Source organism: Brevundimonas nasdae, from assembly GCF_019395145.1.
GTDB classification, from domain to species: Bacteria; Pseudomonadota; Alphaproteobacteria; order Caulobacterales; family Caulobacteraceae; genus Brevundimonas; species Brevundimonas nasdae.
Window position 1 is genome coordinate 2,343,694 of record NZ_CP080034.1, and the last position, 25,597, is coordinate 2,369,290.

Annotated in this window: 32 protein-coding genes; 13 read left to right on the forward strand and 19 right to left on the reverse strand. The window is 66.6% G+C overall.

Features of this window, described 5'->3' with window-relative positions:
* The first annotated feature begins 50 nt into the window (after positions 1-50).
* From KWG56_RS11410 to KWG56_RS11425, 4 genes are all read left to right on the forward strand, one after another.
* Positions 51-554 (forward strand): SixA phosphatase family protein, encoded by a 504-nt coding sequence (locus tag KWG56_RS11410; RefSeq protein ID WP_219354847.1) that lies wholly within the window; start codon positions 51-53, stop codon positions 552-554.
* Positions 551-895: a DUF952 domain-containing protein gene (locus KWG56_RS11415; RefSeq protein WP_219354848.1), complete on the forward strand. Its 345-nt coding sequence runs from the start codon at positions 551-553 to the stop codon at positions 893-895. The genes KWG56_RS11410 and KWG56_RS11415 overlap by 4 nt, the downstream gene beginning before the upstream one ends.
* Positions 892-1,938, forward strand: a complete 1,047-nt coding sequence (locus KWG56_RS11420; protein ID WP_219354849.1) for a quinone-dependent dihydroorotate dehydrogenase — start codon at positions 892-894, stop codon at positions 1,936-1,938. The genes KWG56_RS11415 and KWG56_RS11420 overlap by 4 nt, the downstream gene beginning before the upstream one ends.
* A 70-nt stretch (positions 1,939-2,008) precedes the next feature.
* Positions 2,009-3,958, forward strand: a complete 1,950-nt coding sequence (locus tag KWG56_RS11425; protein ID WP_219354850.1) for a hybrid sensor histidine kinase/response regulator — start codon at positions 2,009-2,011, stop codon at positions 3,956-3,958.
* Here KWG56_RS11425 and KWG56_RS11430 read toward each other — a convergent pair.
* Together KWG56_RS11430 and KWG56_RS11435 are read right to left on the reverse strand one after the other, a co-directional pair.
* Complete coding sequence (locus KWG56_RS11430; RefSeq protein WP_219354851.1) at positions 3,931-4,362, reverse strand: very short patch repair endonuclease; 432 nt, start codon at positions 4,360-4,362, stop codon at positions 3,931-3,933. The two genes, KWG56_RS11425 and KWG56_RS11430, sit on opposite strands and share 28 nt — an antisense overlap.
* Positions 4,363-4,471: 109 nt before the next feature.
* Positions 4,472-4,957 (reverse strand): peroxiredoxin, encoded by a 486-nt coding sequence (locus KWG56_RS11435; RefSeq protein WP_201096537.1) that lies wholly within the window; start codon positions 4,955-4,957, stop codon positions 4,472-4,474.
* Between the two features lie 449 nt (positions 4,958-5,406).
* Between KWG56_RS11435 and KWG56_RS11440 the strand changes: the two genes are divergently transcribed.
* On the forward strand, positions 5,407-5,976 hold the full coding sequence (locus tag KWG56_RS11440; RefSeq protein WP_219354852.1) for a YqgE/AlgH family protein: 570 nt from the start codon (positions 5,407-5,409) through the stop codon (positions 5,974-5,976).
* 6 nt (positions 5,977-5,982) lie between these two features.
* Here KWG56_RS11440 and KWG56_RS11445 read toward each other — a convergent pair whose 3' ends face one another.
* On the reverse strand, positions 5,983-7,698 hold the full coding sequence (locus KWG56_RS11445) for a bifunctional protein-serine/threonine kinase/phosphatase (RefSeq protein WP_219354853.1): 1,716 nt from the start codon (positions 7,696-7,698) through the stop codon (positions 5,983-5,985).
* A gap of 130 nt (positions 7,699-7,828) precedes the next feature.
* On the opposite strand from KWG56_RS11445, the gene KWG56_RS11450 reads away from it, so the two are divergent.
* Complete coding sequence (locus KWG56_RS11450) at positions 7,829-8,137, forward strand: hypothetical protein (protein WP_219354854.1); 309 nt, start codon at positions 7,829-7,831, stop codon at positions 8,135-8,137.
* Positions 8,138-8,168: 31 nt separating this feature from the next.
* On the opposite strand, the gene KWG56_RS11455 is transcribed toward KWG56_RS11450, so the two are convergent.
* The 3 genes from KWG56_RS11455 to KWG56_RS11465 form a co-directional block, all read right to left on the reverse strand.
* Positions 8,169-9,836: a putative bifunctional diguanylate cyclase/phosphodiesterase gene (locus KWG56_RS11455; protein WP_219354855.1), complete on the reverse strand. Its 1,668-nt coding sequence runs from the start codon at positions 9,834-9,836 to the stop codon at positions 8,169-8,171.
* A 16-nt stretch (positions 9,837-9,852) separates the two neighbouring features.
* Positions 9,853-10,455 carry a GNAT family N-acetyltransferase gene (locus KWG56_RS11460; protein ID WP_201096528.1) on the reverse strand — a complete coding sequence of 201 codons (603 nt, stop codon included), beginning with the start codon at positions 10,453-10,455 and terminating at the stop codon, positions 9,853-9,855.
* A 75-nt stretch (positions 10,456-10,530) separates the two neighbouring features.
* On the reverse strand, positions 10,531-10,734 hold the full coding sequence (locus tag KWG56_RS11465) for a hypothetical protein (RefSeq protein ID WP_201096526.1): 204 nt from the start codon (positions 10,732-10,734) through the stop codon (positions 10,531-10,533).
* Between the two features lie 239 nt (positions 10,735-10,973).
* Here KWG56_RS11465 and KWG56_RS11470 point away from each other — a divergent pair, with 239 nt between their 5' ends.
* A complete protein-coding gene (locus tag KWG56_RS11470) occupies positions 10,974-11,186 on the forward strand; it encodes a cold-shock protein (RefSeq protein WP_166622634.1) in 213 nt (70 codons plus the stop codon).
* 50 nt (positions 11,187-11,236) lie between these two features.
* On the opposite strand, the gene KWG56_RS11475 is transcribed toward KWG56_RS11470, so the two are convergent.
* Positions 11,237-11,950: an alpha/beta fold hydrolase gene (locus tag KWG56_RS11475; RefSeq protein ID WP_219354856.1), complete on the reverse strand. Its 714-nt coding sequence runs from the start codon at positions 11,948-11,950 to the stop codon at positions 11,237-11,239.
* Positions 11,951-12,051: 101 nt separating this feature from the next.
* Here KWG56_RS11475 and KWG56_RS11480 point away from each other — a divergent pair, with 101 nt between their 5' ends.
* A complete protein-coding gene (locus KWG56_RS11480; RefSeq protein WP_219354857.1) occupies positions 12,052-12,393 on the forward strand; it encodes a hypothetical protein in 342 nt (113 codons plus the stop codon).
* A gap of 53 nt (positions 12,394-12,446) precedes the next feature.
* Positions 12,447-12,602: a hypothetical protein gene (locus KWG56_RS11485; protein WP_219354858.1), complete on the forward strand. Its 156-nt coding sequence runs from the start codon at positions 12,447-12,449 to the stop codon at positions 12,600-12,602.
* Between the two features lie 135 nt (positions 12,603-12,737).
* Here KWG56_RS11485 and KWG56_RS11490 read toward each other — a convergent pair whose 3' ends face one another.
* The 12 genes from KWG56_RS11490 to coxB all read right to left on the reverse strand — a co-directional run bounded on the left by KWG56_RS11490 (position 12,738) and on the right by coxB (position 22,478).
* Positions 12,738-13,292, reverse strand: coding sequence for an NADPH-dependent FMN reductase (locus KWG56_RS11490; protein WP_219354859.1), 555 nt, complete (start codon positions 13,290-13,292; stop codon positions 12,738-12,740).
* Positions 13,293-13,368: 76 nt separating this feature from the next.
* Positions 13,369-14,583, reverse strand: a complete 1,215-nt coding sequence (locus KWG56_RS11495; protein ID WP_219354860.1) for a M16 family metallopeptidase — start codon at positions 14,581-14,583, stop codon at positions 13,369-13,371.
* Positions 14,584-14,633: 50 nt separating this feature from the next.
* Positions 14,634-15,335: an SURF1 family protein gene (locus KWG56_RS11500; protein WP_219354861.1), complete on the reverse strand. Its 702-nt coding sequence runs from the start codon at positions 15,333-15,335 to the stop codon at positions 14,634-14,636.
* A complete protein-coding gene (locus KWG56_RS11505) occupies positions 15,332-15,745 on the reverse strand; it encodes a DUF983 domain-containing protein (RefSeq protein ID WP_219354862.1) in 414 nt (137 codons plus the stop codon). Before KWG56_RS11505 ends, KWG56_RS11500 begins: the two co-directional genes overlap by 4 nt.
* Complete coding sequence (locus KWG56_RS11510) at positions 15,742-16,650, reverse strand: cytochrome c oxidase subunit 3 (RefSeq protein ID WP_201096512.1); 909 nt, start codon at positions 16,648-16,650, stop codon at positions 15,742-15,744. Before KWG56_RS11510 ends, KWG56_RS11505 begins: the two co-directional genes overlap by 4 nt.
* 164 nt (positions 16,651-16,814) lie before the next feature.
* Positions 16,815-17,507 carry a hypothetical protein gene (locus KWG56_RS11515; RefSeq protein ID WP_219354863.1) on the reverse strand — a complete coding sequence of 231 codons (693 nt, stop codon included), beginning with the start codon at positions 17,505-17,507 and terminating at the stop codon, positions 16,815-16,817.
* Between the two features lie 71 nt (positions 17,508-17,578).
* Complete coding sequence (locus KWG56_RS11520; RefSeq protein WP_219354864.1) at positions 17,579-18,007, reverse strand: NUDIX domain-containing protein; 429 nt, start codon at positions 18,005-18,007, stop codon at positions 17,579-17,581.
* Complete coding sequence (locus KWG56_RS11525) at positions 18,008-18,544, reverse strand: cytochrome c oxidase assembly protein (protein WP_201096508.1); 537 nt, start codon at positions 18,542-18,544, stop codon at positions 18,008-18,010.
* Positions 18,541-18,726, reverse strand: coding sequence for a hypothetical protein (locus KWG56_RS11530; protein ID WP_236261006.1), 186 nt, complete (start codon positions 18,724-18,726; stop codon positions 18,541-18,543). Before KWG56_RS11530 ends, KWG56_RS11525 begins: the two co-directional genes overlap by 4 nt.
* Positions 18,727-19,692, reverse strand: a complete 966-nt coding sequence (cyoE, locus tag KWG56_RS11535; RefSeq protein ID WP_236261005.1) for a heme o synthase — start codon at positions 19,690-19,692, stop codon at positions 18,727-18,729. It abuts the gene before it with no gap.
* Between the two features lie 87 nt (positions 19,693-19,779).
* Positions 19,780-21,465 carry a cytochrome c oxidase subunit I gene (gene ctaD, locus KWG56_RS11540; RefSeq protein ID WP_244999488.1) on the reverse strand — a complete coding sequence of 562 codons (1,686 nt, stop codon included), beginning with the start codon at positions 21,463-21,465 and terminating at the stop codon, positions 19,780-19,782.
* Between the two features lie 14 nt (positions 21,466-21,479).
* Entirely contained in the window at positions 21,480-22,478 is a 999-nt protein-coding gene (gene coxB / locus KWG56_RS11545; protein ID WP_244999489.1) for a cytochrome c oxidase subunit II, read from the reverse strand.
* Between the two features lie 238 nt (positions 22,479-22,716).
* Here coxB and KWG56_RS11550 point away from each other — a divergent pair, with 238 nt between their 5' ends.
* From KWG56_RS11550 to KWG56_RS11565, 4 genes are all read left to right on the forward strand, one after another.
* On the forward strand, positions 22,717-23,067 hold the full coding sequence (locus tag KWG56_RS11550; RefSeq protein WP_219354865.1) for a PadR family transcriptional regulator: 351 nt from the start codon (positions 22,717-22,719) through the stop codon (positions 23,065-23,067).
* On the forward strand, positions 23,064-23,675 hold the full coding sequence (locus tag KWG56_RS11555) for a DUF1700 domain-containing protein (protein WP_219354866.1): 612 nt from the start codon (positions 23,064-23,066) through the stop codon (positions 23,673-23,675). Before KWG56_RS11550 ends, KWG56_RS11555 begins: the two co-directional genes overlap by 4 nt.
* Positions 23,672-24,454: a GIN domain-containing protein gene (locus KWG56_RS11560; RefSeq protein ID WP_219354867.1), complete on the forward strand. Its 783-nt coding sequence runs from the start codon at positions 23,672-23,674 to the stop codon at positions 24,452-24,454. Before KWG56_RS11555 ends, KWG56_RS11560 begins: the two co-directional genes overlap by 4 nt.
* A 93-nt stretch (positions 24,455-24,547) precedes the next feature.
* Positions 24,548-25,591, forward strand: a complete 1,044-nt coding sequence (locus KWG56_RS11565; RefSeq protein WP_219354868.1) for a UbiA family prenyltransferase — start codon at positions 24,548-24,550, stop codon at positions 25,589-25,591.
* Positions 25,592-25,597 lie beyond the last annotated feature (6 nt).

The following is a 25,597-nucleotide window of genomic DNA, read 5'->3' on the forward strand; positions in this document are numbered from 1 at the left end:
ACCACCGTGGCGACTGGCGAGCGGAGGCGAACGGCCTTATGGCGAGGCTCATGCATCGTTTGATCCTCATGCGGCACGCTCAGGCGCAGCCCTCCGCCCCTGCCGGCGGCGATGAAGCCCGCCCTCTGGCCTCCATCGGCCGCAGCGAAGCCGCCCTGATGGGTCGCGCCCTGGCGGAACGGGGGCTGAAGCCGGACCTGGCCCTGATCTCCTCCGCCGTCCGCACGCGCGAGACCTGGGAGCAGATGCACGACAGCTTCGGCGACGTCGAAATCCGCTACGAGCCCGCCCTCTACAACGCCCCGTCCGACGTGATCCGCCGCCTTGTCGAAAACTGCGAGGAAGAGGCGGGCTGCCTGCTGGTGCTGGCGCACAATCCGGGCGTCCATGTTCTGGCCGTCGAATACCTGACTGAGAGCGCGGCCTCTCCCGCCGTGCTGGACCGGATGGCGGGTGGTTTCCCGCCGGGCGCCGCCGCCCTGTTCACCGTCGATGTGGCCGGGCGGTGCACCTATGAAGGCTTCCTGACCCCGCGTTCGCTGGGCGCCCAATGACCGACATCGCCTACAAGGTGGTCGCCGCCGACGAATGGCGGGCAGCGGTGGCCGAGGGCCGCTACGAAGGCTCGGCTGTCGATCTGGCTGACGGCTATATCCACATGTCCACCGAGGACCAGCTGGCCGAGACCCTGCGCAAACACTATGCGGGCCAGACCAACCTGCTGATGCTGAGCGTGGACCTGACCAGGTTCGGCGACGACCTGGTGTGGGAGCCGTCGCGCGGCGGCGCCCTGTTCCCGCATCTATATGCGCCCCTGTCCGTCACGGCGGTCACGGCCTCGCGCAGGCTCTCGGTGACGACGGACGGCGAAATCATCTTTGAGGACGCGGCATGAGCGTGATCGACCTGGGCGGCGCCATCCTGCGCAATCTCGACCCCGAGACGGCGCACCAGTTGGCGATCAAGGGCCTGGCCTTCACGCCCCTGCCCTCGCCGCCCGCAGACGACCCGATCCTGCACACGACCCTCGCGGGTCTGATCCTGCCCAATCCGGTGGGTCTGGCCGCCGGTCTGGACAAGAACGGCGAGGCCCTGCGCGGCCTGTCGCGTCTGGGCTTCGGTTTTGTCGAATGCGGCTCGGTCACCCCGCGGGCCCAGCCGGGCAATCCCAAGCCGCGCCTGTTCCGCCTGACGCAAGATCGGGCGATCATCAACCGGATGGGCTTCAACAACGCGGGCCTCGACGCCTTCGCCGCCCGTCTGGACAACCGCCCGAAAGACGTGGTCGTCGGGGCCAATCTGGGCGCCAACAAGGACACCGAGGACAAGGCGGCGGACTATGTCGCGGGGCTAGAACGGCTGGCCGGACGCGCCTCCTACTTCACTATCAACATCTCCTCGCCCAACACGCCGGGCCTGCGCGCCCTGCAGGGTCGTGAGCAACTGGACGATCTGCTGGGCCGGATCGACGCCGCGCGCCCGGTCGACGGCGCGGCGCGCGTCCCCGTCTTCCTGAAGATCGCGCCCGACCTGATCTCTGACGAGGTCGCCATGATCGTAGAGGCCTCGCTGGCGCACCGCATCGACGGCCTGATCGTGTCCAACACGACGCTGGAGCGGCCCAAGACCCTGCGCTCGGCCCAGGCGCACGAGACCGGCGGCCTGTCCGGCGCGCCCGTGCGGCCGTTTGCGGAAAAGGCCCTGCGCGCCGCAGCCGAGGCTGCTGAAGGCCGCCTGCCCCTGATCGCCGTCGGCGGAATCGACAGCGGCGCCGAGGCCTACGCCCGCATCCGGCTGGGCGCCTCTGCGGTCCAGATCTACTCCGCCATGATCTATGAAGGGCCGGGACTGGTCGGCCGCATCAAGCGTGATCTGGCCGCCCGCCTGCGCGCAGACGGGTTTTCCACAGTCTCTGAGGCTGTCAACGCCTCGCGTTGACGGTGCGTTAGTGTCGTTATGAGACCTTAAGGACAAGCGGCCGAAAACACGCCGCACCTTGGGGGCTAGAATGCCTAAGCTGATCACCGACGAGACGGTGGCCGGCGGTTGGACGACCGCTGTCCGTCATCGCCGCAGCACCCTGGTTCAGCGCCTGACGCTGGGCTGCGGTGTGGCGCTTGTTGTCGCACCCATGATGGGCTGGCCGATCAGCGTCGGCTGGGCTGTGCTTTATGCGCTGGCGCAGGGCGTGGAGCTGGTGGTCTTCGCCCCGGTCAACCGTCCTGAGCCCCAGGAGATCGGCCTGGCCCGCAAGATTCTGGGCTGTCTGTGCCTGTTCATGAACGCCGCCCTGTTCGGGTCTCTGGCGGTGCCGATGTGGCTGATCGGCGGCCCCTTGGGCGGCGTCTGCGCCTCGGTCATGCTGCCGGCGGTGATGCTGTTCACCATGATGAACTCGCCGCGCTCTCTCGCCGTGCTGGTCTCGACCATCACGCCGCAGCTGCTCTATCTGGCCGCCACGCCCTTCTTCGCCGCCGCCTATGGCGCCACCCCGGCCCTGATCACCACCGTCACCGCCTCCATCGTCCTCTACACCCTCTACATCCTGATCAGCTGGCAGCGGATGAGCGAGGTCACAGAGGCCCAGATTCGCATCCACGCCGAGGCGGACCGCCTGCGCCTCAAGGCCGAGGCGGACCTGGCGGACCACACCGCCTTCCTGGCCGCCATCGGCCATGATCTGCGCACCCCCATCGGCGCCATCCTGACCGGCGCGTCGGAGCTGAAGGCCAGCGACCCGCAGTCGCGCGCCAACGCCAGCCTGATCTCGGACGCCGGCCTGATGATGAAGGCTCTGCTGGACGACCTGCTGGACCATTCCAAGATCGGCGCGGGCCGGATGACAGTCGAGACGGTCGATTTCAACCTGCGCATCATGCTGGCCCAGACGCTGCGTCTGTGGCGGGGCGCGGCGGACGCCAAGGGGCTGCGGCTGCGGCTGGAGGGCGCCAACCACATGCCGGCCTCGGTGCGCGGCGACCCCATGCGGCTGCGTCAGGTGCTGAACAACCTGCTGTCCAATGCCATGAAATTCACCGAGACCGGAGCCATCACCCTGCGGCTGGACGCCTGGGCCGAGGAGCCGACCGGCTATTCCATCCTGATCGAGGTGGCCGACACCGGCCCCGGCATGACCACCGAACAGCTGGAGCGCCTGTTCACCCCCTTCGACCAGACCGCAGACGGCGTCAGCGCCCGCCACGGCGGCAGCGGCCTTGGCCTGGCCATCAGCCGCGATCTGGTCGAGTTGATGGGCGGGCGTCTGACGGCCCGCAGCGCGCCGGGCGAAGGGGCCAGGTTCACCATCTCCCTGTTCCTGCCCAAGGGCGAAAGCACCGCCGCGCCGACGACGGCGCCCATCGACGACGGACGCCTGGCCATCGCCCGCGCCTTGTCGTCCACCAAGTTCGAAGTCACGGCCCAGCCTCCCGGCCACACCCCCGCTCCAGCCCCCGCGCCCGCCTCGCCTGCGCTCGCCCAGGACACGCCCGCGCCGCCGACGGACGACGCTGCGGCTGATGCGCCGGACACTGTCGAGGATGATGAAGAGCGCCCGCTGCGTCTGTTGGTCGTGGACGACCACGACATCAACCGCCGCGCCGTGCAGTTGATCCTTCAGCCGCTGGGGTGCGAGATCACCACCGCCGCCGACGGTCTGATCGCGCTGGACCGATGCGCAGAGACCGCCTTCGACGTGATCTTCATGGATGTGCGGATGCCGGAGCTGGATGGGCGCGAGACCACGCGCCGTCTGCGCGCCGGGACCGGCCCCAACGCCCGCACCCCGATCATCGCCGTGACCGCCGACACCGCCCCTGAGGACATCGCCGCCTGCCAGGCCGCGGGCATGGCCTATTTCGTGCCCAAGCCCCTGACGCCGCCCGCCCTGATCGGCGCCTTGCAGCATGTGCTCAACGATGTGGCCAATGGTCAGTCGGACGCCGCCGAAGCCGCCTGATCCCGAACGGCGTCGACCAGCGCCTTGTCGAAGCCCGGCGTCTTCATCCGGCACTCCCAGACGGTCAGCACGCGCCAGCCGTCCGCCTCCAGCGCCGTCTGCGCCGTCGCATCACGGGCGCGGTTGCGGTTGATCTTGGCGATCCAGTAGTCGGCGTTGGCCTTGGGCTGGCGGGCGCCGCGCGCGCAGTCGTGTCCGTGCCAGAAACAACCGTGGACGAAGATCACGGTGCGCCGCCCCTTCATCACCACGTCGGGCCTGCCCGGCAGACCGCATCCGCCCAGCCGATAGCCGACGCCCGCCGCCCTCAGAACACGGCGCACGGCCAGTTCCGGCGCGGTGTCGCGCCCCTTGATCCGCCGCATCACGGCGCTGCGCTTTTCAGCTGAGAAGACGTCGGTCATCACGGCTCAACGCAAAAGGCCGCCGCTCCAGGGGAAGAGCGACGGCCAAGTTGGGGGATCAGGTCAATAAAACACAATCCAAGCGAGTTATAAACACCCGCATAAATACTTACAGCTGAGCGATCAGGTGCTCGGCCGACGACACCTTGAACTCGCCGCCCTGTTCGATGTTCAGCTGCGAAACCGTGCCGTCCTTGACCAGCATGGAATAGCGCTGCGAACGGTCACCCAGGCCGAAGCCCGAGCCGTCCAGCACCAGACCCAGGGCGCGGGTCAGTTCGCCGTTGCCGTCGGCCAGCATGACGATGGAGCCGTCCTCGATGCCCTGGCTTTCGGCCCAGGCCTTCATGACGAAGGCGTCATTGACCGAGATGCAGGCAACCGTGTCGACGCCCTTGGCCTGGATGTCGGCCAGATGATCCTTGAAGCCCGGCAGGTGGCGTGCCGAGCAGGTCGGGGTGAAGGCGCCCGGAACGGCGAACAGGGCGACGGTCTTGCCGTTGAAGATCTCGGCGGTCGAGACGGGCTTGGGGCCTTCAGCCGTCGCCTGGGCCAGGGTCGCGGCGGGGATGCGGTCGCCGATCTGAATGGTCATGAACTCTCTCCGGGGAGGTCTGGGTGGAAATGAAACCGTGCGAGCGACACATAGACCCATGCCGCGCGTCCGCAAGCGTCAAGAGCCTGATCCGTTGGGATGGAATCGCTTCGCGATTTCATCGACGCGGTGAATCAGGCTCCAGATTTAAGCGAGAGCCCGATTCAGGTTTCAGCTGGAACGCAAAGCGGTTCGGCCGAAACGACTAAGGGCAATCGACATTCAACCCCAAATCGTCATTCCGGGGCGTCCGTAGGACGAACCCGGAACCCAGAAGGCTCACAATCCGGCGCCGAATACGCCCAGCAACGGCGCCGCAGCCCTAGGTTCCGGGTTCTTCGCTTCGCTCAGCCCCGGAATGACGATCTAGGATTTCGACCGACCGAATGTCGATTGAACCCAGGCTCTAGCGTCTTGCGCCCAGCCGTTAACCACCCGATTATGCCCCTATGACCGACGCCTCCTCCCTGACAGGCCGTCTGCTTGTCGCCATGCCCGGCATCAGCGATCCGCGGTTCGAACACGCCGTCATACTGATCTGCGCCCACGGGTCGGATCATGCGATGGGGCTTCGCATCGACCGCCCGGTGGACGGCATCGACCTGAAGACCGTGCTGGACAAGCTGGACGCCCCCGCGCCGGCCCAGGCCGTGGGCCGCGCCGTGCTGGTCGGCGGCCCGGTCGAACGCGAGCGCGGCTTCGTGCTGCACACCGACGACTGGATGATCGGCGACGACAGCCTGCCGTTCGGCGAGGGGCTGGCGATGACCGGCACGCGCGAGGCCCTGGCCGCCATGACCGACGATGTGTCCGGCCCGCGCCGCTCGACCCTGTTGCTGGGTTACGCCGGCTGGGGCGAGGGCCAGCTGGAGGACGAACTGGCTGAAAACGTCTGGCTGACCGCCGAGGCGGACCTGGACATCATCTTCGACACCAACCACGAGACCAAATGGACGCGCGCCCTGGCCCAGATGGGCGTCCAGGCCTCGCAACTGTCCAGCCAGGGCGGCAGGGCCTGAGGCGCGCTAACGCGTCGCCAGCGATATCGCCAAAAGCACGACCAGCAGCAGGCTGACCCCCTGCCAGAATCTGACCGGATCACGTTCGATCAGCGACAGGGTTCGCGGCGGCGGGGCGGCGGCGGCGCTGCCGGTCTCCAGCACCCGGATCAGTTCCTCGACATCGTCGAACCGGTCGTCCCGATTGGGGGCGATCGCTCTCAGGATGGCGGCGTCCAGCCAGGCGGGCATGTCCGGGCGATGGCGGCTGGGCGGGGTGGGCGCCTTGTCGAAACGCGGCGCATCGCTGGGATCGACCTCGCCCCACGGATAGGTCTTGGTGAACAGCCGATACAGGGTCACGCCCAGGGCGAACTGGTCGGTGGCGGCGTCGCCGACCTCGCCGTCAAACATTTCCGGCGCCTTGAAGCCGGGCGTGCCGGGGGCCTCGGCCTCGGCGAATTCCTCGGCCCGACGCAGGCGCGCGACCCCCAGATCGACCAGCTTCAGCCCGCCGTCCGCCTCCAGGATCACATTGTCCGGCTTGATGTCCCGGTGCGTCACGCCCGCCCGATGCAGGGCCGCCACCCCGCGCGCCAGCTTCAGGGCGATATCGATGCCCGGCGCGATCTCGGGCGGTCCGTCCTCGGCCAGGCGCCGATGCAGGGTGGTTCCGGCATAGAAGGGCTGGACGATATAGAGCCGCCCCTGCCGCCCTGTCTCCAGCGTCAGAACGCGGCCGACATGGGGGCTGTCGATGCGGCGGCCGATGAAGGCCTCGCGCAGGAAGGCGATCCGCGCGCCCCGTTCGGACACCACGGCGGTCTTGGGGAATTTCAGCACCACGGCCCCGGCGTCGCCCAACCCGTCCTTGGCAAGCGTGTCGCGCGCCAGAAACAGCCGCGTATAGCGCCCGTCCGCCACCAACCGCGTCAGGTGGAAACCATCGACATTGTCACCGACCTCGGGCGGGGGCTGGATGACCAGCCCCTCGGCCTCGGCTGTGATCGCCTCCCAGTCAGGCGCGCCGGTCTGAACCACGTCGATGACGATGGCGGTGGCGTTGTCGCGGGTTCCGGCCTCTGTCGCCGCCGCCACGATCGCCTTGGCGTCCGCGTCGGGTGATCCGCGCCGCCCCAGCAGGCGCACGATGGCTTCATCCGACAGGAGCCCGTGCGCCCCGTCCGTCGTCAGCAGCAGCCGGTCGTGCGGCTGCAGGCCGACATGGCGCACGTCCAGCTTCACATCCGCCTCGATCCCCACGGCGCGGTACAGCACATGGCCCATCCCCGCCTGGGCGCGGGTGTGATCCTCGGTCAGTCGGGTCAGGACGCCGTCGCGGAAATGCCAGGCGCGGCTGTCGCCGACGTGCAGGGCCGTCGCCTCGCGCCCGCGCAGGATCAGGGCGGTGAAGGTGGTCGCCGCCGCCTCCATCGCCGGATCAATCTTGCCGCGTGAATGGAGCCAGCGATTGAAGCCGCGCAGGGCCTTGATCCCGTTCGCCGCGATCCCGTTCAGCGGGTTCTGATCCAGATAACCGTCGATGAAGCTGCGGGTCGTCAGCTCCGCCGCCGCCCGCCCGGCCTTTGATCCCGACACTCCGTCGGCGATCACGGCGACGACGCCATGCTCGCGCTGCTCCGTCGCCGTGCCCAGATGCACCCCGCCAAAGTCCTGATTGTCGGGCTTGGGGCCCTGGGCGGTGGCGAAGCCTGCGGCGATTTCCAGTCTGGCGTCGGTCATGACCGACACTTTGTGCGATGCACACGGATCTGGCTAGATGGTGGACAAGCTTGGCCATGGCGGGCACATGTCTCGACGAAGGCGGTCGCCGCCGCCAATATGATCGCTGTTTACCAACGGGGTGCGTTTCATGCGTCGAATTCTGCTTCTGGCCGGTCTGGGACTGCTGGCGGGCTGCGCGACCGGGCCCGTGCGCGACACCCCTTTCGTCTTCCCCGAAGGCCTGCGGATCATGGAAAAGGGCTATCCCTATCCGGACGGCCCCTGCCGCCTGCTGGGCGAGACCTTCGCCACCTCCGAACTGCTGGACGACAGCGCCGATCTGCTGGGCTGCCCCTCCGACGCCATGAACGACCCCCGCGTCATCAGCCTGGGCCGCGTCGTCGGCCAGTTCGAGGGCGTGACCCTGGTGTCGGTGCCCAAGTCCAAGACGCGCTGATCCGGGTCACACCAGATCCGGCCTTCCTTCGTCAGGCCGAGCGCTGTTTGATCGGCGCTGATCCGTCGGCCAGGCTTTCGGCCAGATAGACTTCGGCCTCCTGGGCCGGAAGCGCGGGGGCGTAGCCGAAGCCTTGACCGTAGTGGCACTGGGCGTCCAGCAGAAGGCTGGCCAGTTCGGCGTTCTCGACGCCTTCCGCGACCACTTCCAGCGACAGGTCGCGGCCCAGATTGACCACGGACTTGACGATCTTGGCCGAGCCCTCGTCCTTCTTCATCGTCAGGACGAAATAGCGGTCGATCTTCAGCGTATCGAAGGGCAGGCGCGCCAGATAGGACAGCGACGAGAAGCCGGTGCCGAAATCGTCCAGCGCCAGCGACGCCCCGACATCCTTCAGCGACTGCAGCACCTCGGCCGCGCGCGCGGTGTCGCGCATGATGTCGCCCTCGGTCACCTCCAGCTTCAGCGCGCCGCGCGGCAGGCCGGTCTCCTTGATGATCCGCTCCACATCCTCGCACAGATGCGCGCGTTCGATCTCGCCCACCGACAGGTTGACGCTGCAGAACAGCTTGCCCGAGGTCGGGTGCCGCGCGATCCAGTCCGCCAGCTGGCGCGCCGACTGGGTCATCATCAGCAGGCCCAGTTCGTTCATCATGCCCAGCTCGTCGGTCAGGGTCAGGAACTCGTCAGGCGGCACCAGTCCGCGCCGGGGGTGACGCCAGCGGGCCAGGGCCTCGAACCCCGCCACAGCGCCGCTGTTCAGGTTCACGATGGGCTGGAAGAAGGGCACGATCTCGCCGCGCACGAAGGCGTTGCGCAGATCCGCCTCCAGCGCCAGACGGCTCAGGCTGTCGCTCTCCAGCGCGCGGCCATAGGCGGCCGATCCGCCGCGCCCCGCGCCTTTGGCCGATTCCACCGCCAGTTCGACCCGACGCAGCAGCTCGGCGGCGTCGGGCGCGTCCGGCCCGCCCTCGACGACCACGGCGCCGATGGAGACGGTGGGATAGATGTCAAACCCCGCGACCCGCAGCGGCTGCTCCAGCGCCTCGCGCATCCGATAGCTGGTGTGGGAGGCGGTCTTGGGCACGATGATGGCGAACTCGTCCTCGCCGATCCGGGCCGCCGAGGCGTCCTGGGAAAAGGCCGCCGCCAGACGCGAGCCCAGGGCTGACAGAACCAGGTCCGTCCGCTCATGACCCAGCGCCTCGTTCAGGCGCCGCAGTCGGTCGACGTCGCCGACCACCATCTCATATTCGCCGGGCGCGACCAGCACCTCGGTCACCCGGGCCAGAAAGGCGCGGCGATCCAACAGGCCCGTCAGCGTATCCAGGTCGGAGCCCGCGAACTTGTTCTCCAGCGCCACCACGCCCGCCGCCCGCAGCCCGTCCTCCAGCCAGACACCGCGCCACAGGCAGGTCTCCGCGCCGCGCATCCGCAGGCGGACCGAAATCTCGGTCCCCTCTTCCGAGGGTTTCAGCATCTTTTCGGCCAGCGACCGATCCTGCGGCAGGGCCGAGGCGACAAAACCCGCCGCCGAACATTCCGGCGCCAGAGGCCCCAGGCCCAGCGACCGCGTCGCGCCCGTGAACCGGATCTGGTCTTCAGCCGGGGTCCAGACCCACAGAGCCGTATCGGCCGCCGCCAGCGCTTCGATGGCGGTGGTGGCGTCCCAGGCCAGCGATCTGGATCGGGGGTTCAAGCGTAGGGACCCTTTGTCAGGACGAGGGACGACCGTCGCGATCGTATTCGTCCTCGATCAGGCCGAACAGAAGATGATCTGCCCACTCGCCGTTAATTTTCAAATAAGCCCGCGCCAGGCCCTCGTTGCGAAAGCCGGATTTCTCCAGCACGCGGCGCGAGCCGGCGTTGGTCGGCAGGCAGGCCGCCTCCAGCCGATGCAGCTTCAGCTTGTCGAAGGCGTAGCCGACGATCGCCCGAACGCCTGCGGTGCCGAACCCCTGTCCAGCGTAGGGCTGGCCGATCCAGTAGCCCAGGGTGCCCATCTCGGCGACGCCGCGGCGCACGTTCGACAGGGTCACCGCCCCGTACAGGGTCTTGCCGTCCGGGCTCAGCACGAAGAAGGGCCAGGCGTTGCCCAGCTCCATCTCGCGCCCATAGACCGACAGCCGCCGCCGAAAGGCCGGCTTGGTCAGGTCGTCTTCGGCCCAGGCGGGCTCCCACGGCTGCAGATAGTCGCGCGACGCCTCGCGCAGCGCCGACCACGCCGGATAATCGGACACGCGCGGCGGCCGCAGCAGCACGCCGTCCCCCCGGACAACAGGCCCGGACACATCGCTCATCCAGTCCAGAAGCGCCATTGCGCCAGATTAACGCGACGGAACACGCTTGGCGACGCCCCCACGCGATCTTGATTTTTGTTACAGTAACGGTCTTCAGGCGGCGTCAGAGGCCGGACTTTCCTTCGGCAGCTTGGAAATTCGGTTCAGGTCGGCCCGGATCGAGCTGCCCTGAAAATGAGAGATTTCCGCGCCGGAGTAGCCTTCGGCCGACAGGGCCTTCACAACATCTCCGGTATTCAAGCATTCGGCAGTGCGTGCCAGCTGATACGCGCGTTCGACCACATGGGTACGGTTCATATTTTGAGCCTTTCCTAGAAATACTTAACGCGTCAGAAGCTGTACTGTTCCCTAAACTTCACAATATGAGTCGTTTCGGTCCCGCTTGCATTTCTCGCAAAGACCTGTGCAAATGTCGTTCGTCGATCTCTCTGCGTAACGCCCACTCTCTCTGCGAACGCACGAGTCAAGGCCGCTCCATTCAGACCCGACAGGCCGCAGGGACGTTCCCTCGGTCAACTTCTAACGGAGGTCTACAAATGGCTACCGGCACTGTTAAGTGGTTCAACCCGACCAAGGGCTACGGCTTCATCCAACCCGACGACGGCGGCAAGGACGTCTTCGTCCACATCTCGGCTGTTGAAGCTGCTGGCCTGCGCGGCCTGGACGAAAACCAGAAGGTTTCCTACGAGCTGGAACGCGACAAGCGTTCGGGCAAGGAATCGGCTGGCCAGCTCCAGACCGTCGGCTGATCTCAGCACACGTCTAAAGGAAACGGCGGCTCCTCACGGGGCCGCCGTTTTCAATTCTGCGCCTGGTCATCTGCGGCCAGCAGCGCCTGCGCCAACAGATCGGGATGACTGATCATCGCGTCATGCGGCGCGTCGATCTCGACATAGGACCAGGCGGGGTCTGAGCGCACCCGCCGAACCGACGCCGCCAGCAGATCGCCCGGTGCCTGCGCGCAGCGGATATAGGTCTGGCGCTGCCCCGTCGGCGCATCGGCCAGCACAACGGGTTCGAAATAGGTTTCGACCGGCTGGGGCGTCAGTTTCGCATCGACCCAGGCCTGATCCTCAGGCCCCACGCCGAACGCCGCCGAAGGAATGGGCGGGATGTTCCAGGCCTCATCGGCATCCGCCGCCTGCCGATAGGGCGCGATCAGCGCGGGCGCGTGGTCCAGCAGAATCTCCCCCGCCACAGGCACGAAGGCGTCCAGCAGCACCAGGTGCAGCGCCTGCCCGCCCAGCCTGCGCGCCGCCGCCGTCGCGGGAAATCCGCCGTAACTGTGCCCGACCAGGATCACCGGCTGATCGCCCAGCCCGCGCACATGGTCGACGATGTCATCGACATGGGTGGTCAGGTTGATGCGGCGCGACACCTGACCGGCCCGCTCGGCCAGCCCGCTCAAGGTCGGCGCGGTGACCCTATGGCCAGCGGCTTCAAGCAGCCCCGCCGTCCGCGCCCAGCACCAGCCGCCATGCCAGGCGCCGTGTATCAAAACAAAATGGGTCACAGAGCCGCCCTCAAATACATTCGCCGCCACGTCTGGGGGCGCGCCTAGGACATTCAAGCCCATTGGCATTTTCGCCCTGATACCGCATTCAGTGGTCTGAGATGAAATCCGTCCGCCGACACATGATCGCCCTGGCTGGCGCCGCGCTTGCGGTGTTCGCCATGTTCATGGTCTCGACAGTCAGCTTCGCCGCCCCCGCCTTCGCTTCTACGCCCGTCACGTCCGCCGATTGCGCCGACATGGATATGGGCGCGCCCCGCGATCAGGCGCCGAACAAGGGCGTGCTTTTGTGCGCCAAGGATTGCGCGGTCATCTGCCACGCCCTGCTGACCCCGCCCGTCACGGCCGGCAAGATCACGACCTTCGCGCCAGTCGCCTATCTGACCCACCACCCAAGACTGACGTCTGTCGTCGTCGACAGGGACGATCCGCCGCCGCGTTGAGCGGCGCACGCCCAAATCGACACAGACACTCAATCAATCTTGGAATTCTGCATATGAAAAACGCATTCGCCATCGCAGGCCTGATCCTGCTCGCCTCCGGCACGGCCGCCTTCGCCGCCTCGCCAGAGACAGTGCTGCACGCGGTCGCCTCCTGCTGCGACGCCCTGGCCGCCTGCTGCCAGGGCGGCACGGCGCCCTGCTGCCCCTAGAGCCTGATCGGTTGAGATGGAATCGCTTCGCGATTTCATCGATGCCGTGAATCAGGCTCCAGATTAAAGCGAGAGCCCTGTCGGCTTAAGCCAGGGGAACGCCCGGTCGAAAGGCCGGGCGTTTTCTTTTGTCGATCAGGCCTTGGTCTTTTCGATCCAGGCCGCAAACGCATCAGCAAAGGTCTTCAGGAAGTCGCGCGTGCCGGGGTTGGTCAGCTTGCCATGCTCGTCCAGCAGGGCGGCGACATTGCCGATATAGGCTTCCGGCTGCTGCAGGGTCGGCATGTTCAGGAAGACCAGGGGCTGGCGCAGGTGGTGGTTGGCGCCGAAGCCGCTGACGGCGCCGGGCGAGACGCTGACGATGGCGGCGGGCTTGGCCTGCCACACGCTGTGGCCATAGGGACGAGAGCCGACGTCCAGCGCATTCTTCAGGCCGCCGGGAATGGAGCGATTGTATTCCGGCGTCACGAACAGCACGGCCTGCGTCGCCGCCACCTCCTTGCGGAACCGCGTCCAGGCCGCGGGCGGCGCATCCGTGTCCAGATCAGGATTGTAGAGCGGCAGGTCGCCGAACTCGACCGGAACCAGATCCAGCGCGGGCTGGGCCAGTTCCTTGATCGCCTGGGCGATATGACGCGAGTACGAGCCTTCGCGCAGGCTGCCGACGATCAGGGCGACGCGGACGGACATGGGGTTCTCCAGGACTGAGCGCCCCGGCTGCTTGCCGAAGCGTCAGCTTAACCGCCGCCGCCCGCCTGAAGTTCCGCTACAGGCTGAACAGGGCCGTGGCGAAGGCTTCGCCCGCCGCTGACGCCGACTTCGGCCCCAGCACGGCGCTGGCCGCCTTGCCGCTGGACAACAGCCGGGCGCCGACGGCGCGCACGTCCGCGATGCTCTGGGCCTCCAGCTTTTCGGTCATCGCCAGACTGGACACCGGGGCGCCGAAGATCAGGGTCTGGGCGGCGTTGCGTCCGGCGCGGCTCATCGGGTTTTCATCCGACATCCACAGCCCGGCCTTCATCACCGCCTTGGCGCGCGACAGCTCCCGGTCGGTGGGGCCATTCTCGGCCAGAGCGCGCACCTCGGCCGCCGACACCTCGGCAAGCTCCCTGGCCCGGTCCGCCGCCGCGCCTGCATAGATGCCCAGCACGCCCGTATCCTCATACGGCTCCTGATAGGCGTCGATGGCGTAGGCCAGGCCCCGTTCTTCACGCGCGCTCTGGAACAGGCGCGACGCCATGCCTCCGCCCAGGATCTCGCTGAACAGCCGCATGGACGACAGGGCCGGATCGGTCGCCGACAGGCCTGGAAGCTGGAAGACCAGATTGGCCTGTTCGATCTTGCGCGTCAGTTTGGCATGGCCGCCGACGAACAAGGCGGGCGCGGGCGCATCGACGGGCGTGGCCACGGCGTCGCCGAACCAGCGCTCGGCCAAGGCCAGAAGCTCGGTCTCGTCCACGGCGCCCGACACCGCCACCACCATCCGGTCGGGCGAATACAGACGCGCGCGCCACGTCTCGACCGTCGCCTTGTCGGCCGGTTTCAGGCTGGCGATAGAGCCCAGGATCGGGCGGCCCATCGGCTGGCCCGTGAAGGCGCGGGTCTGGACCATTTCGAACACATGGTCGTCGGGCGTGTCGAAGGCCTCGGCGATCTCCTGGGCGACCACGTCCTTCTCCCGCTCGATCTCGGCGGGGTCCAGCGTCGGTCGGAACACCAGGTCCGACAGCACCTGCATGGCCAGCGGCAAGGAGCCGTCCAGCCCGCGCACCTCGAAACTGGTCCGCTCATAGCCCGTTGCGGCGTTGATCGTGCCGCCCTCGGCCTCGATCCGCTCGACGATCTCGCGCGCCGCCATGTCGCCCGCGCCCTTGAAGACCAGATGCTCCAACAGGTGCGACCAGCCGGAGCGGTCCTCAGCCTCCCACCGCGCACCGCCCTTGACGGTGACGACGACGGCCAGGGTCTTCAGGCCGGGCATGGGATCACAGACGACGCGGACGCCGTTGGACAGGGTGTGAAGTGAAGCAGTCAGGGGGTGTCTTTCTTCAGACGACGGCGAAGCAGGGCCACATAGAAGCCCGCCAGCACAATCGCCAGCCCGAACCACGTCAGAGCATACCCGAAATGGTTGTTGGTGAAGGCGGCGGGCGGCGCAGACGGCTTCAAGGCCTCGATCTCGGGATTGGTCTGGGTCAGGGCATAGACCGCCTCGGGCCGGACAGGGCCGGTCACCTTCAGCGCCTTGGCCATGGCCTCGTTGTCGCGCCCGTAGAAGCGGCCGTTGCTGGGCGCGGGGGTCATGCCGTTGGGCCGGGAGAAGGTGCGGAACTCGCCGACCAGCACCAGCGGCAGGGTGCTGTCGATCACGCGCGGGCGGGCCGAGACGGCCTCAGGAATGAAACCACGGTCGATCAGCAGGCTGAAATCCTGACCTTCAGGGCGGCAGGCCGAGATCAGGCGAACACCGGGCTTGCCGTCATGAATGGTCTGAAGCTCGACATAGGGGGCGGTCGCCAGACCCCGGCACACCATCAGCGCCTTGCGGAACTCCAGATCGCCCTGCCCCAAAATCTCGACCAGAGGCGCGGGCGGTTTCGCCGCCGCCGCGTCGGCCGCGTCCATCAGGCCGACCTTCCATTGCAGGCGCTCGACCTGCCACACGCCCAGGCCGATCAGCAGGCACAGGGCCAGCGCCGTCAGCACGGTCAGGATCCAGGGAAAACGCCTCATCTTTGGTTCCGGTATTGCAGGCCGATCATCAGGCCCCGCCCTGGCCGCATCAAGGCCAGGGACAGCGCGATCACAAGGGGCAGCCACACGATCAGATGCACCCACATGGGCGGATGGAATCTGATCTCGACGAACAGGGCCGAGAAGCCGACGATGAAGCCCGCGATCTGCATGATGAATGTGGCAGGACCGTCACCCGTCTGGATTCGGGTGAAATCCAGCCCGCAGGCCTCGCAAGCGGGCCGCACCTTCAGAAATCCCTGAAACAGCCGCCCCTGGCCGCAGCGCGGGCATCCTCCGCGAATCGCCGCCTTGAGGGGGGTCGTAATCGGCGCGGCGGAAACGCCGACGGCGCGGGACGATCCCTCGTCCCGCGCCGCCTTCAGGTCTTCAGTCTTGTCTTGGATCAACCGAAGACGACGTAAACGAACGCGAACAGGAACAGCCAGACCACGTCCACGAAGTGCCAGTACCAGGCGGCGGCTTCGAAGCCGAAATGCTTCTGCGGGGTGAAGTCGCCCTGCAGCAGACGGATCAGGCAGACCGCCAGGAAGATGGTGCCGATCAGGACGTGGAAGCCGTGGAAGCCCGTGGCCATGAAGAAGATCGAACCATACAGGCCCGAGTTCACGGCTTCTTCGTTGAAGAACAGCTTCTCGTGCAGGATGTGGTGATATTCGTAGGCCTGAACACAGGTGAACAGAACGCCCAGGGCGACCGTGATGGCCAGGGCGATCTTGGCGCCCTTGCGGTCGCCGGTCTGGATCGCGTGGTGCGCCCAGGTGACGGTGCAGCCCGACAGCAGCAGGGTCACGGTGTTCAGCAGCGGCAGCTGCCACGGCGACAGGACCTCAACCCCCTTCGGCGGCCAGGTCGACCAGGCCTTGGCGGTGTCCGCCCAGGCGCCCATGTCGGGGGTCAGGGCCCGCGATTCGTGGAACAGGGCCATGTCGAAGAACATCCAGAAGAAGGCGACGAAGAACATCACCTCCGACGCGATGAACAGGATCATGCCGTAGCGTAGGCCGATGGAGACGACCGGCGTATGGTCGCCCGCCTTGGATTCCTTGATGACGTCCGACCACCAGCCGAAGGCGGACACCAGCACCCCCGCCAGACCGGCGAAAAAGATGGCGGGCTTGCCCTTGGCCAGGAAGTTGGCGGCGATGGGGCCGGCGTCGGCAGGGGCCAGGCCCTTCATCCAGATGACGGCGCCGATGAACATGATCGTAGCGGCGGCGGAAGAGAGCAGCGGCCAGGGGCTGGGTGGCACCAGGTGATAATCGTGCTGCGGAAGAGCGTGGGCGTCGGCCATGAATCGCGTCTCTTTGGTCGGCGAAAATTCGGTTATGCCAAGGCTATAGCCTCCCCTTTTCCACGACGCCAGAGCCGCGCCGCCTTTCCGCCTTTATCCGAGCCCGGATTAGCCGCAACTAAGGGAAAAGGCGGGCCTTTCCGCGATGTCGCGCCCCGTCGGCGTCAGCGCGGCCGTCCGTCGGGTTCGACGTCGTCATTGGCCCCGCCGCCTGCGCCGCCCATGCCCATGCCGCCGCCGCCCATTCCGCCCCCCATTCCTCCTCCTCCGCCGCCGCCTGAACCGCCCCCGCCGGACGCGCCGCCCTTGCCGCCCGCTGAGCCAGGGCGTGTCGGGCCTTGGGTGGGAATGACGATGTCCTTGGGAATGGGGTCCAGCTGCAGGGCCTCGCGGATGAAGTCGCGCAGGGACACCACCAGATCGTGAGTCTGAACCGGATGGCCCGCCACCAGCTCCGTCGCCGCCCGCTGGGCCAGCCTGACCTGTTGTTCGGTGCCCAGCAGGATGATGTCCGACAATGCCGCCTCCACCGCATCACGAATGCGCCGCGCCCGGTCAGAGGATTCCACTGTGGCGGCGCTCAGGTCGATGGTCGGCTGGGCCGGATCGGGCTGACGCAGGGCGCGCCGATGCGTGGGGTCCACCGTCAGGTCGCCGGTGAACGAGCCGCCCAGCACCTTATAGGCCGCGATCAGGGTCTTCAGCCGTTCATTGATCTGGCGGTTCATGCGCTCGCGGCGCTGCTGAATGGTGAACATCATCACCAGCCGGATGCCCATGCCGATCAGGGTCACCAGCGCCAGTCCCAGCACTGTGACCAGCAGATTTCGCCAGGAGCTGAAGTCCAGACCACGCATAAGCCGCCTCCCCTATCGCCTGTCGATGCGACAGGCTGGGCCGGAACGCGCGAGGACGCAAACGGCGCCGGTCAGGCCTGAACGGATTGCGCCTTCAGGGCCGCGAACGCCTTGACCGAAAAGGCCGACAACGGCTGCGGCAGGTCGTCCAGGTCGAACCAGCCGATGTCCGACAGCTTGTCCGGCTCGGTCAGGGACGGCTCGCCGGTGAAGTCGCGCGTCAGATACATCAGCGACACCCAGTGCTGGCCGTCGGCGGGGATGATCTCTTCGGACAGACACAGGAAATCGACAGCGCCGATCTTCAGGCCCGATTCCTCCTCGGCCTCGCGCCGGGCGGCGTCAGCCGAGTGTTCCATCATATCGACCTTGCCGCCGACGATGTTCCAGAAACCCGCTTCGGGCGCCTTCAGACGTTTGCACAGCAGCACGCGGCCATCAGCGCGCTGGATCACCAGCCCGCAGCCGACGCCGGGGAAGTCAACACCGGGCTTGGCCACTTATGCGGTCGGGGCGTCGACGGACGGATAGAAGGTGTAGCTGAGGGTGATGTCGCGCGCGCCCTTGGCCTCGCGGTCCGTCGCCAGCTCCGGGGCGATGAAATACTGCATCGGGAATTTGCGCGTTTCACCGGCGGCCAAGGTCTGGTCGGTGAAGCAGAAGCACTGCAGCTTCTGGAAATACGGGCCGGTGTATTCCGGCGACACATTGTAGCTGGCGCGGACCATGATCGGCTTGTCCGAGGTGTTGGTCACGTCGAAATAGGCCAGCCCCGTCTCGCCGATCCGCACCCGCTGGGTCGACTGCTCGGCTTTGAAGGTCATGGGCAGGCCGCGGACATTGGTGTCGAAACGCACCAGAACCGTCTGGTCCAGCACCGTGTCCGGCGCCACATCGGCCTTCATCGTCGTGCCGCCGAACCCGGTCACCTGACAGAACATCCTGTAAAGAGGCACCGCCGCGAACGCCGCGCCGGTCATCCCCATCACGGTGAAGACGCAGATGATGGCGATCAGGTTCTTGCGGCCGGGGTTCATTTCACGACCCTCGCCGCTCCGTTCGCCTGGCTTTCCAGCAGGGCGCGTTCATCGGCCTGGTTCTGCTGCAGGCGCAGGACCGTGGTGGTGAAGACCAGAACGATGAAGGCCACCAGACCCAGCGCGATCCACAGATTACGGCGTTTGCGCGCGCGCACTTCTTCGGGGGACAGAATGATCATTTACACTCCCAGGCCCGACAGGGCCTCGACCAGAAGCGCCGAGAACAGCGCCATCAGATAGAGGATGGAAAAGGCGAACAGGTCGCGCGCCGGTTTGGCCTGGGCGCGCACGTCATACAATGCGGCTTCACGTCCCACGGCCTCGGCCTTGTCGGGTTCATCGCCCGCACGCGAACGGAACAGCCGCAGCGCCAGCCCCAGGAAGGCCAGACCGCCGACGACCGACACCACGCCGTAGATCAGGCCCGCCATGCCGGTGAAGGCCGGCGCGATCGCCACCGGCACGAAGATCAGGGTGTAGATCAGGATCTGCAGGCGGGTGGACCGGGCGCCCTTGGCCACCGGCATCATCGGGATGCCCGCCTTGGCGTAGTCGCCTGCCGAATAGAGCGCCAGCGCCCAGCTGTGCGGCGGGGTCCACAGGAAGATGATCAGGAACAGAAGCCAGGCCTGCCACGGCGCCTGGCCCGTCGCCGCCGCCCAGCCGATCACGGGCGGAAAGGCGCCGGCCGCCCCGCCGATGACGATGTTCTGGGGCGTCCGGCGCTTCAGCAGCAGGGTGTAGAAACCGGCGTAATAGACGATGGTCAGCGCCAGAAGACCCGCCGCCAGCCAGTTGGTGTTCATGCCCAGCAGCATGACCGAGAACAGGCTCAGCACCACGCCGAAGGCCATGGCGTCATTCTTGCGCACCCGCCCTGCGGCGACGGGTCGCCCGCGCGTGCGGCGCATCAGGGCGTCGGTTTCGCCTTCCAGCGCCATGTTCAGGGCGCCCGCGGCCCCTGCGCCAACGGCGATGCACAGGATGGCGATGGCCGCGACGAAGGGGTTCATCGACCCCGGCGCCACGACCAGACCCGTCGCGGCGGTGAAGACCACCAGCGACATGACGCGCGGCTTCAACAGCTGGAAGAAATCCTCCGGCTGGGAGGTCGAGAGAACGGGTGTTGTCTGAGCTTCTGTCATCTGTGCGGGCCGCATAGCACACCCAAAAGCAGAAGGCCGCCCCTTCCGTTGGAAAGAGCGGCCCGCTGTTTCAGCTTTTGCCTGGGATCAGTGTTCGTCGTCGGCCTTGACCACGGGCAGTTCGTTGAACTGGTGCGTCGGAGGCGGCGAGGACAGCGTCCACTCCAGGGTCGTGGCGCCTTCGCCCCACGGGTTGGCCTCGGCCGGGCGACGGCGAATGGCCGCTTCCAGCAACATGATCAGGAAGACGCCGACGCCGACGATGGTGATCACATAGCCGATCGACGAGACGTGGTTCCACAGGGTGAAGGCGTCCGGATAGTCGATGTAGCGACGCGGCATGCCCTGCAGACCCAGGAAGTGCTGCGGGAAGAAGATCAGGTTCACACCAACGAACATGATCCAGAAGTGCAGCGCGCCCAGGAACTCGTTGTACTTCACGCCGAACATCTTCTCGAACCAGTAGTAGAAGCCCGCGAAGATGGCGAAGACGGCGCCCAGAGACAGCACGTAGTGGAAGTGCGCCACGACGTAATAGGTGTCGTGCAGGCTGTAGTCGATGCCGGCGTTCGACAGGACCACGCCGGTCACGCCGCCGACGGTGAACAGGAAGATGAAGCCGATGGCCCACAGCATGGGCGTCTTGAAGGTGATCGAACCGCCCCACATGGTGGCGATCCAGCTAAAGATCTTAACGCCCGTCGGCACCGCGATGATCATGGTCGCGGCGATGAAATAAGCGCGCAGGTTCACGCTCATGCCGACCGTGTACATGTGGTGCGCCCACACGACGAAGCCGACGAAGCCGATGGCGACCATTGCATAGGCCATCGCCAGATAGCCGAAGATCGGCTTTTTGGAGAAGGTCGAGACGATGTGGCTGATGATGCCGAAGCCCGGCAGGATCAGGATGTACACTTCCGGGTGACCGAAGAACCAGAACAGGTGCTGGTACATGATCGGATCGCCGCCACCGGCGGGATCGAAGAAGTGGGTGCCGAAGTTGCGGTCCGTCAGCAGCATGGTGATGGCGCCGGCCAGAACAGGCAGCGACAGCAGCAGCAGGAAGGCGGTGATCAGAACCGACCAGGCGAACAGCGGCATGCGGTGCAGGGTCATGCCCGGCGCACGCATGTTCAGGATGGTGGTGATGAAGTTGATGGCGCCCAGGATCGAGCTGGCGCCTGCGACGTGCAGGGCGAAGATGGCCAGGTCGAAAGACGGGCCGACGTGGCCCACGGTCGACAGGGGGGGATAGGCCGTCCAGCCGCCGCCGAAGCCCTTGCCCGGTCCGCCGTCGACGAACATCGACAGGATCAGCAGGCACCATGCGGCGACCAGCAGCCAGAACGAGATGTTGTTCATGCGCGGGAAGGCCATGTCCGGCGCGCCGATCATGATCGGAACGAACCAGTTGCCGAAGCCGCCGATCATGGCGGGCATGACCATGAAGAAGATCATGATCAGGGCGTGGGCCGTGACCGTGGCGTTATAGCCGTGCTTGGAGGCCTCGACGAGGCCCAGGTACTGGACGATCGTGCCTTCCTTGAACACCTGGATGCCCGGCTCGGCCAGCTCCCAGCGGATCAGGCCCGACAGGGCGCCGCCGACGATGCCCGCCATGATGGCGAACAGCAGATACAGGGTGCCGATGTCCTTGTGGTTGGTGGACAGGAACCAGCGGGTGAAGAAGCCCACCTTGGGGTGGTCGTGATGGTCGTGGTGCGCGGTCCCGGTCTGGGTCGCGTCACGGGTAGCGATAGCGTCAGCCATAATCTGTTCGCCTCTTAGTGGGCGGCCGCTGCGGCGGGAGCCGCGGCGGGAACGGGTTGGTCGGTCGGCGCGGCGGCGGCCGCTTCCGGGGTCGAAGCCTCTGCAGCCGGAGCAGCCTCCACTGCCGGAGCAGCAGCAGGCGCCTCAGCGACCTTCGGCGTCATGGAGCCGCCCTTGGAGGCGATCCATTGTTCGAACCCAGCCTGGGTCACGACGTGGATTTCGATGGGCATGAAGGCGTGGTCGACGCCGCACAGCTCAGAGCACTGACCATAGAAGACGCCGGTGCGCTCAGCCTTGAACCAGGTGGTGTTGATGCGGCCGGGGACGGCGTCGATCTTCAGACCAAAGGCCGGAAGGGCGAAGGCGTGGATCACGTCCGAAGCGGTGATGACCAGTTGAACAGTCTTGCCGACCGGCACGACCATCGGTTCGGTCGCAGCCAGACGATAGACGGAGTGCGGCAGGCCGCGCTCAGCCAGCTGGTCTTCCGGCAGCATGTTGGAGATGTATTCCGACACGTTCTGGTCCGGGTATTCGTAACCCCAGTTCCACTGGTTGGCCGTGACCTTCACCGTCAGGTCCGGCGTCGGCATGTCGTGATAGGCGAACAGCAGGCGGAACGAGAACAGCGAGATGAAGACCAGGATCACGACGGGCAGAACCGTCCAGATCACCTCGATCAGGGTGTTGTGGCTCCAGCGGGCCGCCGTCGGGTTGGTCCGACGGTTGTAGCGGAAGACGATCCAGGCCAGCAGACCCAGCACCAGCAAGGTGATGGCCGTGATGACCGGCATCAGAATGATGTCGTGAAACCAGATGGCGTCATGCTTCAGCGGCGCCGCCGCTGGTTGAAGACCGATGCCGCCCGGCGTCGGTTGACCCATCAGATCCTGCGCCCAGGTCGGCGCAGCGGCGAAGATCGCCAGGCCGGCGCCCAGGACCGTCGAGGCGACGGCGCCCTTGAGCGTTCCTCGGGCTCGTGTGCCCATCCCCATACGAGATTTCCCCATAAAACCGTTCTGCAGCAGACACTTGCGAATAGTTCGCAAGTAATCACACTGGCGCAATTTCCACGCCTGTCGATCACGGTCACCTATCGGATCGGTTTCAGCTTGCCAAGCGATCAACGCACCTGCGCCGAGAAGTCGCCACTCATTCGCCCAGATTAAATCGCTGTCATGTTTGGACAGCTACCTTGCACGGCAAGATACCTTGCCGTATTCAATCTCCATCAGAGGAGACGCCGAGGTGCCTGAAACCATCGAGATACAACTGAAGAAGGGGGCGCTGGGACTGTGCGTCCTGGCCCTTCTGAATCAGGCGGACAGCTACGCCTACGAGATCGCCAGCCGACTGGCCGATGCGATCGGCATGGGGGAAGGAACCATCTACCCCCTGATGCGCCGGATGCAGTCTGACGGACTGGTGGAGACCTATCTGGTCGAATCATCGGCCGGGCCGTCGCGCAAATACTATCGTCTGACCGATGCGGGCCGGGGGGCCCTGGCCGCCCAATCCGCCGAATGGACCACATTCACACAGGCCGTCGACGCCATTCTGGCCAAGGACGCCGCCGCCAAGGAGGGAGCCGCTCAATGACGCGCGCAGAATTCATCGCCCGTCTGAAAGACGGCCTGGTCGGCCTGCCGACCACCACCGCCACTGACATCATCGCCGACTATGAGACCCATTTCGATGATGGTCTGGCCGCCGGCCGCACCGAAGCTGAAGTCGCCGCCGCCCTGGGCGATCCCGTCCGCCTGGCTCGCGAACTGAAGGCCGAGGCCGGGATCCAGCGCTGGCATCAGGAGAAGAACCCCTCCGCCGCCGCAGGCGCCGTCTTTGCGGTGTTGGGTCTGGGGGCCATCGACATCCTGATCCTGCTGCCCATCGCCATGGGCGTGGTCGGGACCATCTTCGGCTTCTTCATCGCCGCCATCGCCCTGTTCATCGGGGGCGGCGTGGTGATGGTGGCGGGACCGTTCGCCGGTTTCCCCGGCGGTCCGTTCGCCGCGATCCTGATGGGTCTGGGCATGATGGCCGGGTCCGTCTTCATCGGCGCCCTTCTGACCATCGTCACCATCTGGCTGGTCAACGCCACTGTCTGGTACGCCCGCCTGCACTACCGCCTGTTGAAGCCCGCGCTTGAGCCCCAGGCCCAGGCCGCCGTCCAATCCGCACCCCCCGCGCCAGGAGCCTCGGCATGATCCGCACCCTGTTCATCATCGCCGGCGCCGCCCTGGTGCTGTGCCTGGTCACCCTTGGCGGCGCCGCCGCCATCGGCGGCCATGACCTCCAGCGCCACGGCTGGTCCTGGACCCTGAAAGACGACAATGGCGAAAGCGTCCGCTTCGAGCGGGTCAAGGGCGGGGGGACCGAGGACCTGGGCCCCATCACCACCCGCTCCCTGCCCTGGACCGGCGGCGAGGCCCTGAAGATCGAATCGGCGATCAACGTCGAATATGTCCAGGGGCCCGAGAACACCGTGGTCATCACCGGGCCCAAAGGTCTGGCTGACCGGGTCCGCCTTGAGGACGGGCGTCTGTATCTGGCCGACGGCGACGAGCGCGTCGTCTTCGGCTGGAGCAACGGCGCCCTGTCGGCCCGCTCGGAACGCGACGAACTGAAGGTCGTGGTCACCACCCCCAATGTGCGCCGCTTCGAGGTGTCGGGATCGTCCGACCTGTCGGTGACCAGCTTCGACCAGCCGTCGCTGGCGGTGGCGATCTCTGGTTCGGCCGACGTCACCGTCACAGGCCGCACCGATGCGCTGGACCTCAGCATCTCTGGCTCGGGCGACGCCTATCTGGACGGCCTGAAGACCACCGACGCCACGGTCAACGTCGCCGGTTCCGGCACGGCCCGGATCGCCCCGACGGGCAAGGCCAGCATCACCATCTCCGGCTCCGGCGATGTCGACCTGTCGACCCGCCCGGCCCAGCTGGTGACCAATGTGTCGGGCTCAGGCTCGATCTCGCAGGGCTGATCCCAGCCGCACGAGGACTTAAGGCGGGACCGCAAGGCTCCCGCCTTTTTCTTCGCCCTTCACCCCCCGCTCCATTCCCGTTAAGTCACGGATATGACTTCCGCGCCCCTTCCCGATGCAGGCTCCAACTGGGTGGACCGCCACGCGCCGGAGGGGCTGAAGCCCTGGCTGAAGCTGGGGCGGCTGGATCGCCCCATCGGCACATGGCTGCTGCTGCTGCCCGGCTGGCAGGGGATCGCCCTGGCCCTGGCCCAGTATCGTCACGCGCCGGGCCTGTATGATCTGTGGCTCTTCGTCGGCTTCGGCATCGGGGCCGTGCTGATGCGTTCGGCGGGCTGCGCCTTCAACGACATCGTCGACCGCAAGATCGACGCCAAGGTCGCCCGCACGGCACTGCGCCCCATTCCCGCCGGTCTGATCAGCGTCAGACAGGCCCTGGCCTTCGTCATCGGCTGCTGCCTGATCAGCCTTCTGATCCTGCTGACCCTGCCGGTCGCGGCCATTGCGATGGGCGTCGGTTCGCTGGCGCTGGTCGCGGCCTATCCCTTCATGAAGCGGATCACCTGGTGGCCGCAGGCCTGGCTGGGCCTGACCTTCAACTGGGGCGCATTGATGGGGTTCGCCGCAGCCCTGCCCCTGGCCGCCGCCTCGATCCTGCCCGCCGACATGGCGTCAGAGCTGCGCCCCTTCCTGTGGCAGGTGTTCGATCAGGGCGCGGGGGACGGATATGCGCTTCGCCTGCATGGCGCCGCCTATCTGCCCGCCCTGCTGCTCTATGCGGGCGGCATCTTCTGGACCCTGGGCTACGACACCATCTACGCCCTGCAGGACATCGAGGATGACGCCATGGTCGGGGTCAAGTCGTCCGCCCGCCGACTGGCCTCGGCGGTTCAGCCCGGCGTGGCGGTCTTCTATGGCCTGGCGGCCGCCCTTGCAGGCGCGGCGGGTCTGGCCGCCAACCTTGGCCCGTTGTTCTTCCTGGGCCTGATCCTCTACGCCGCGCACCTGATCCGACAAATAGTTCTCATCGACCGCAACGATCCCGCCCGCGCGCTCGTTCTGTTCCGGTCTAACCGCGAAGCTGGGTTCATCCTGCTCGCCGCCATCATTCTCGGTTCCATCGGCCTGTCGTCATGAAGGAGC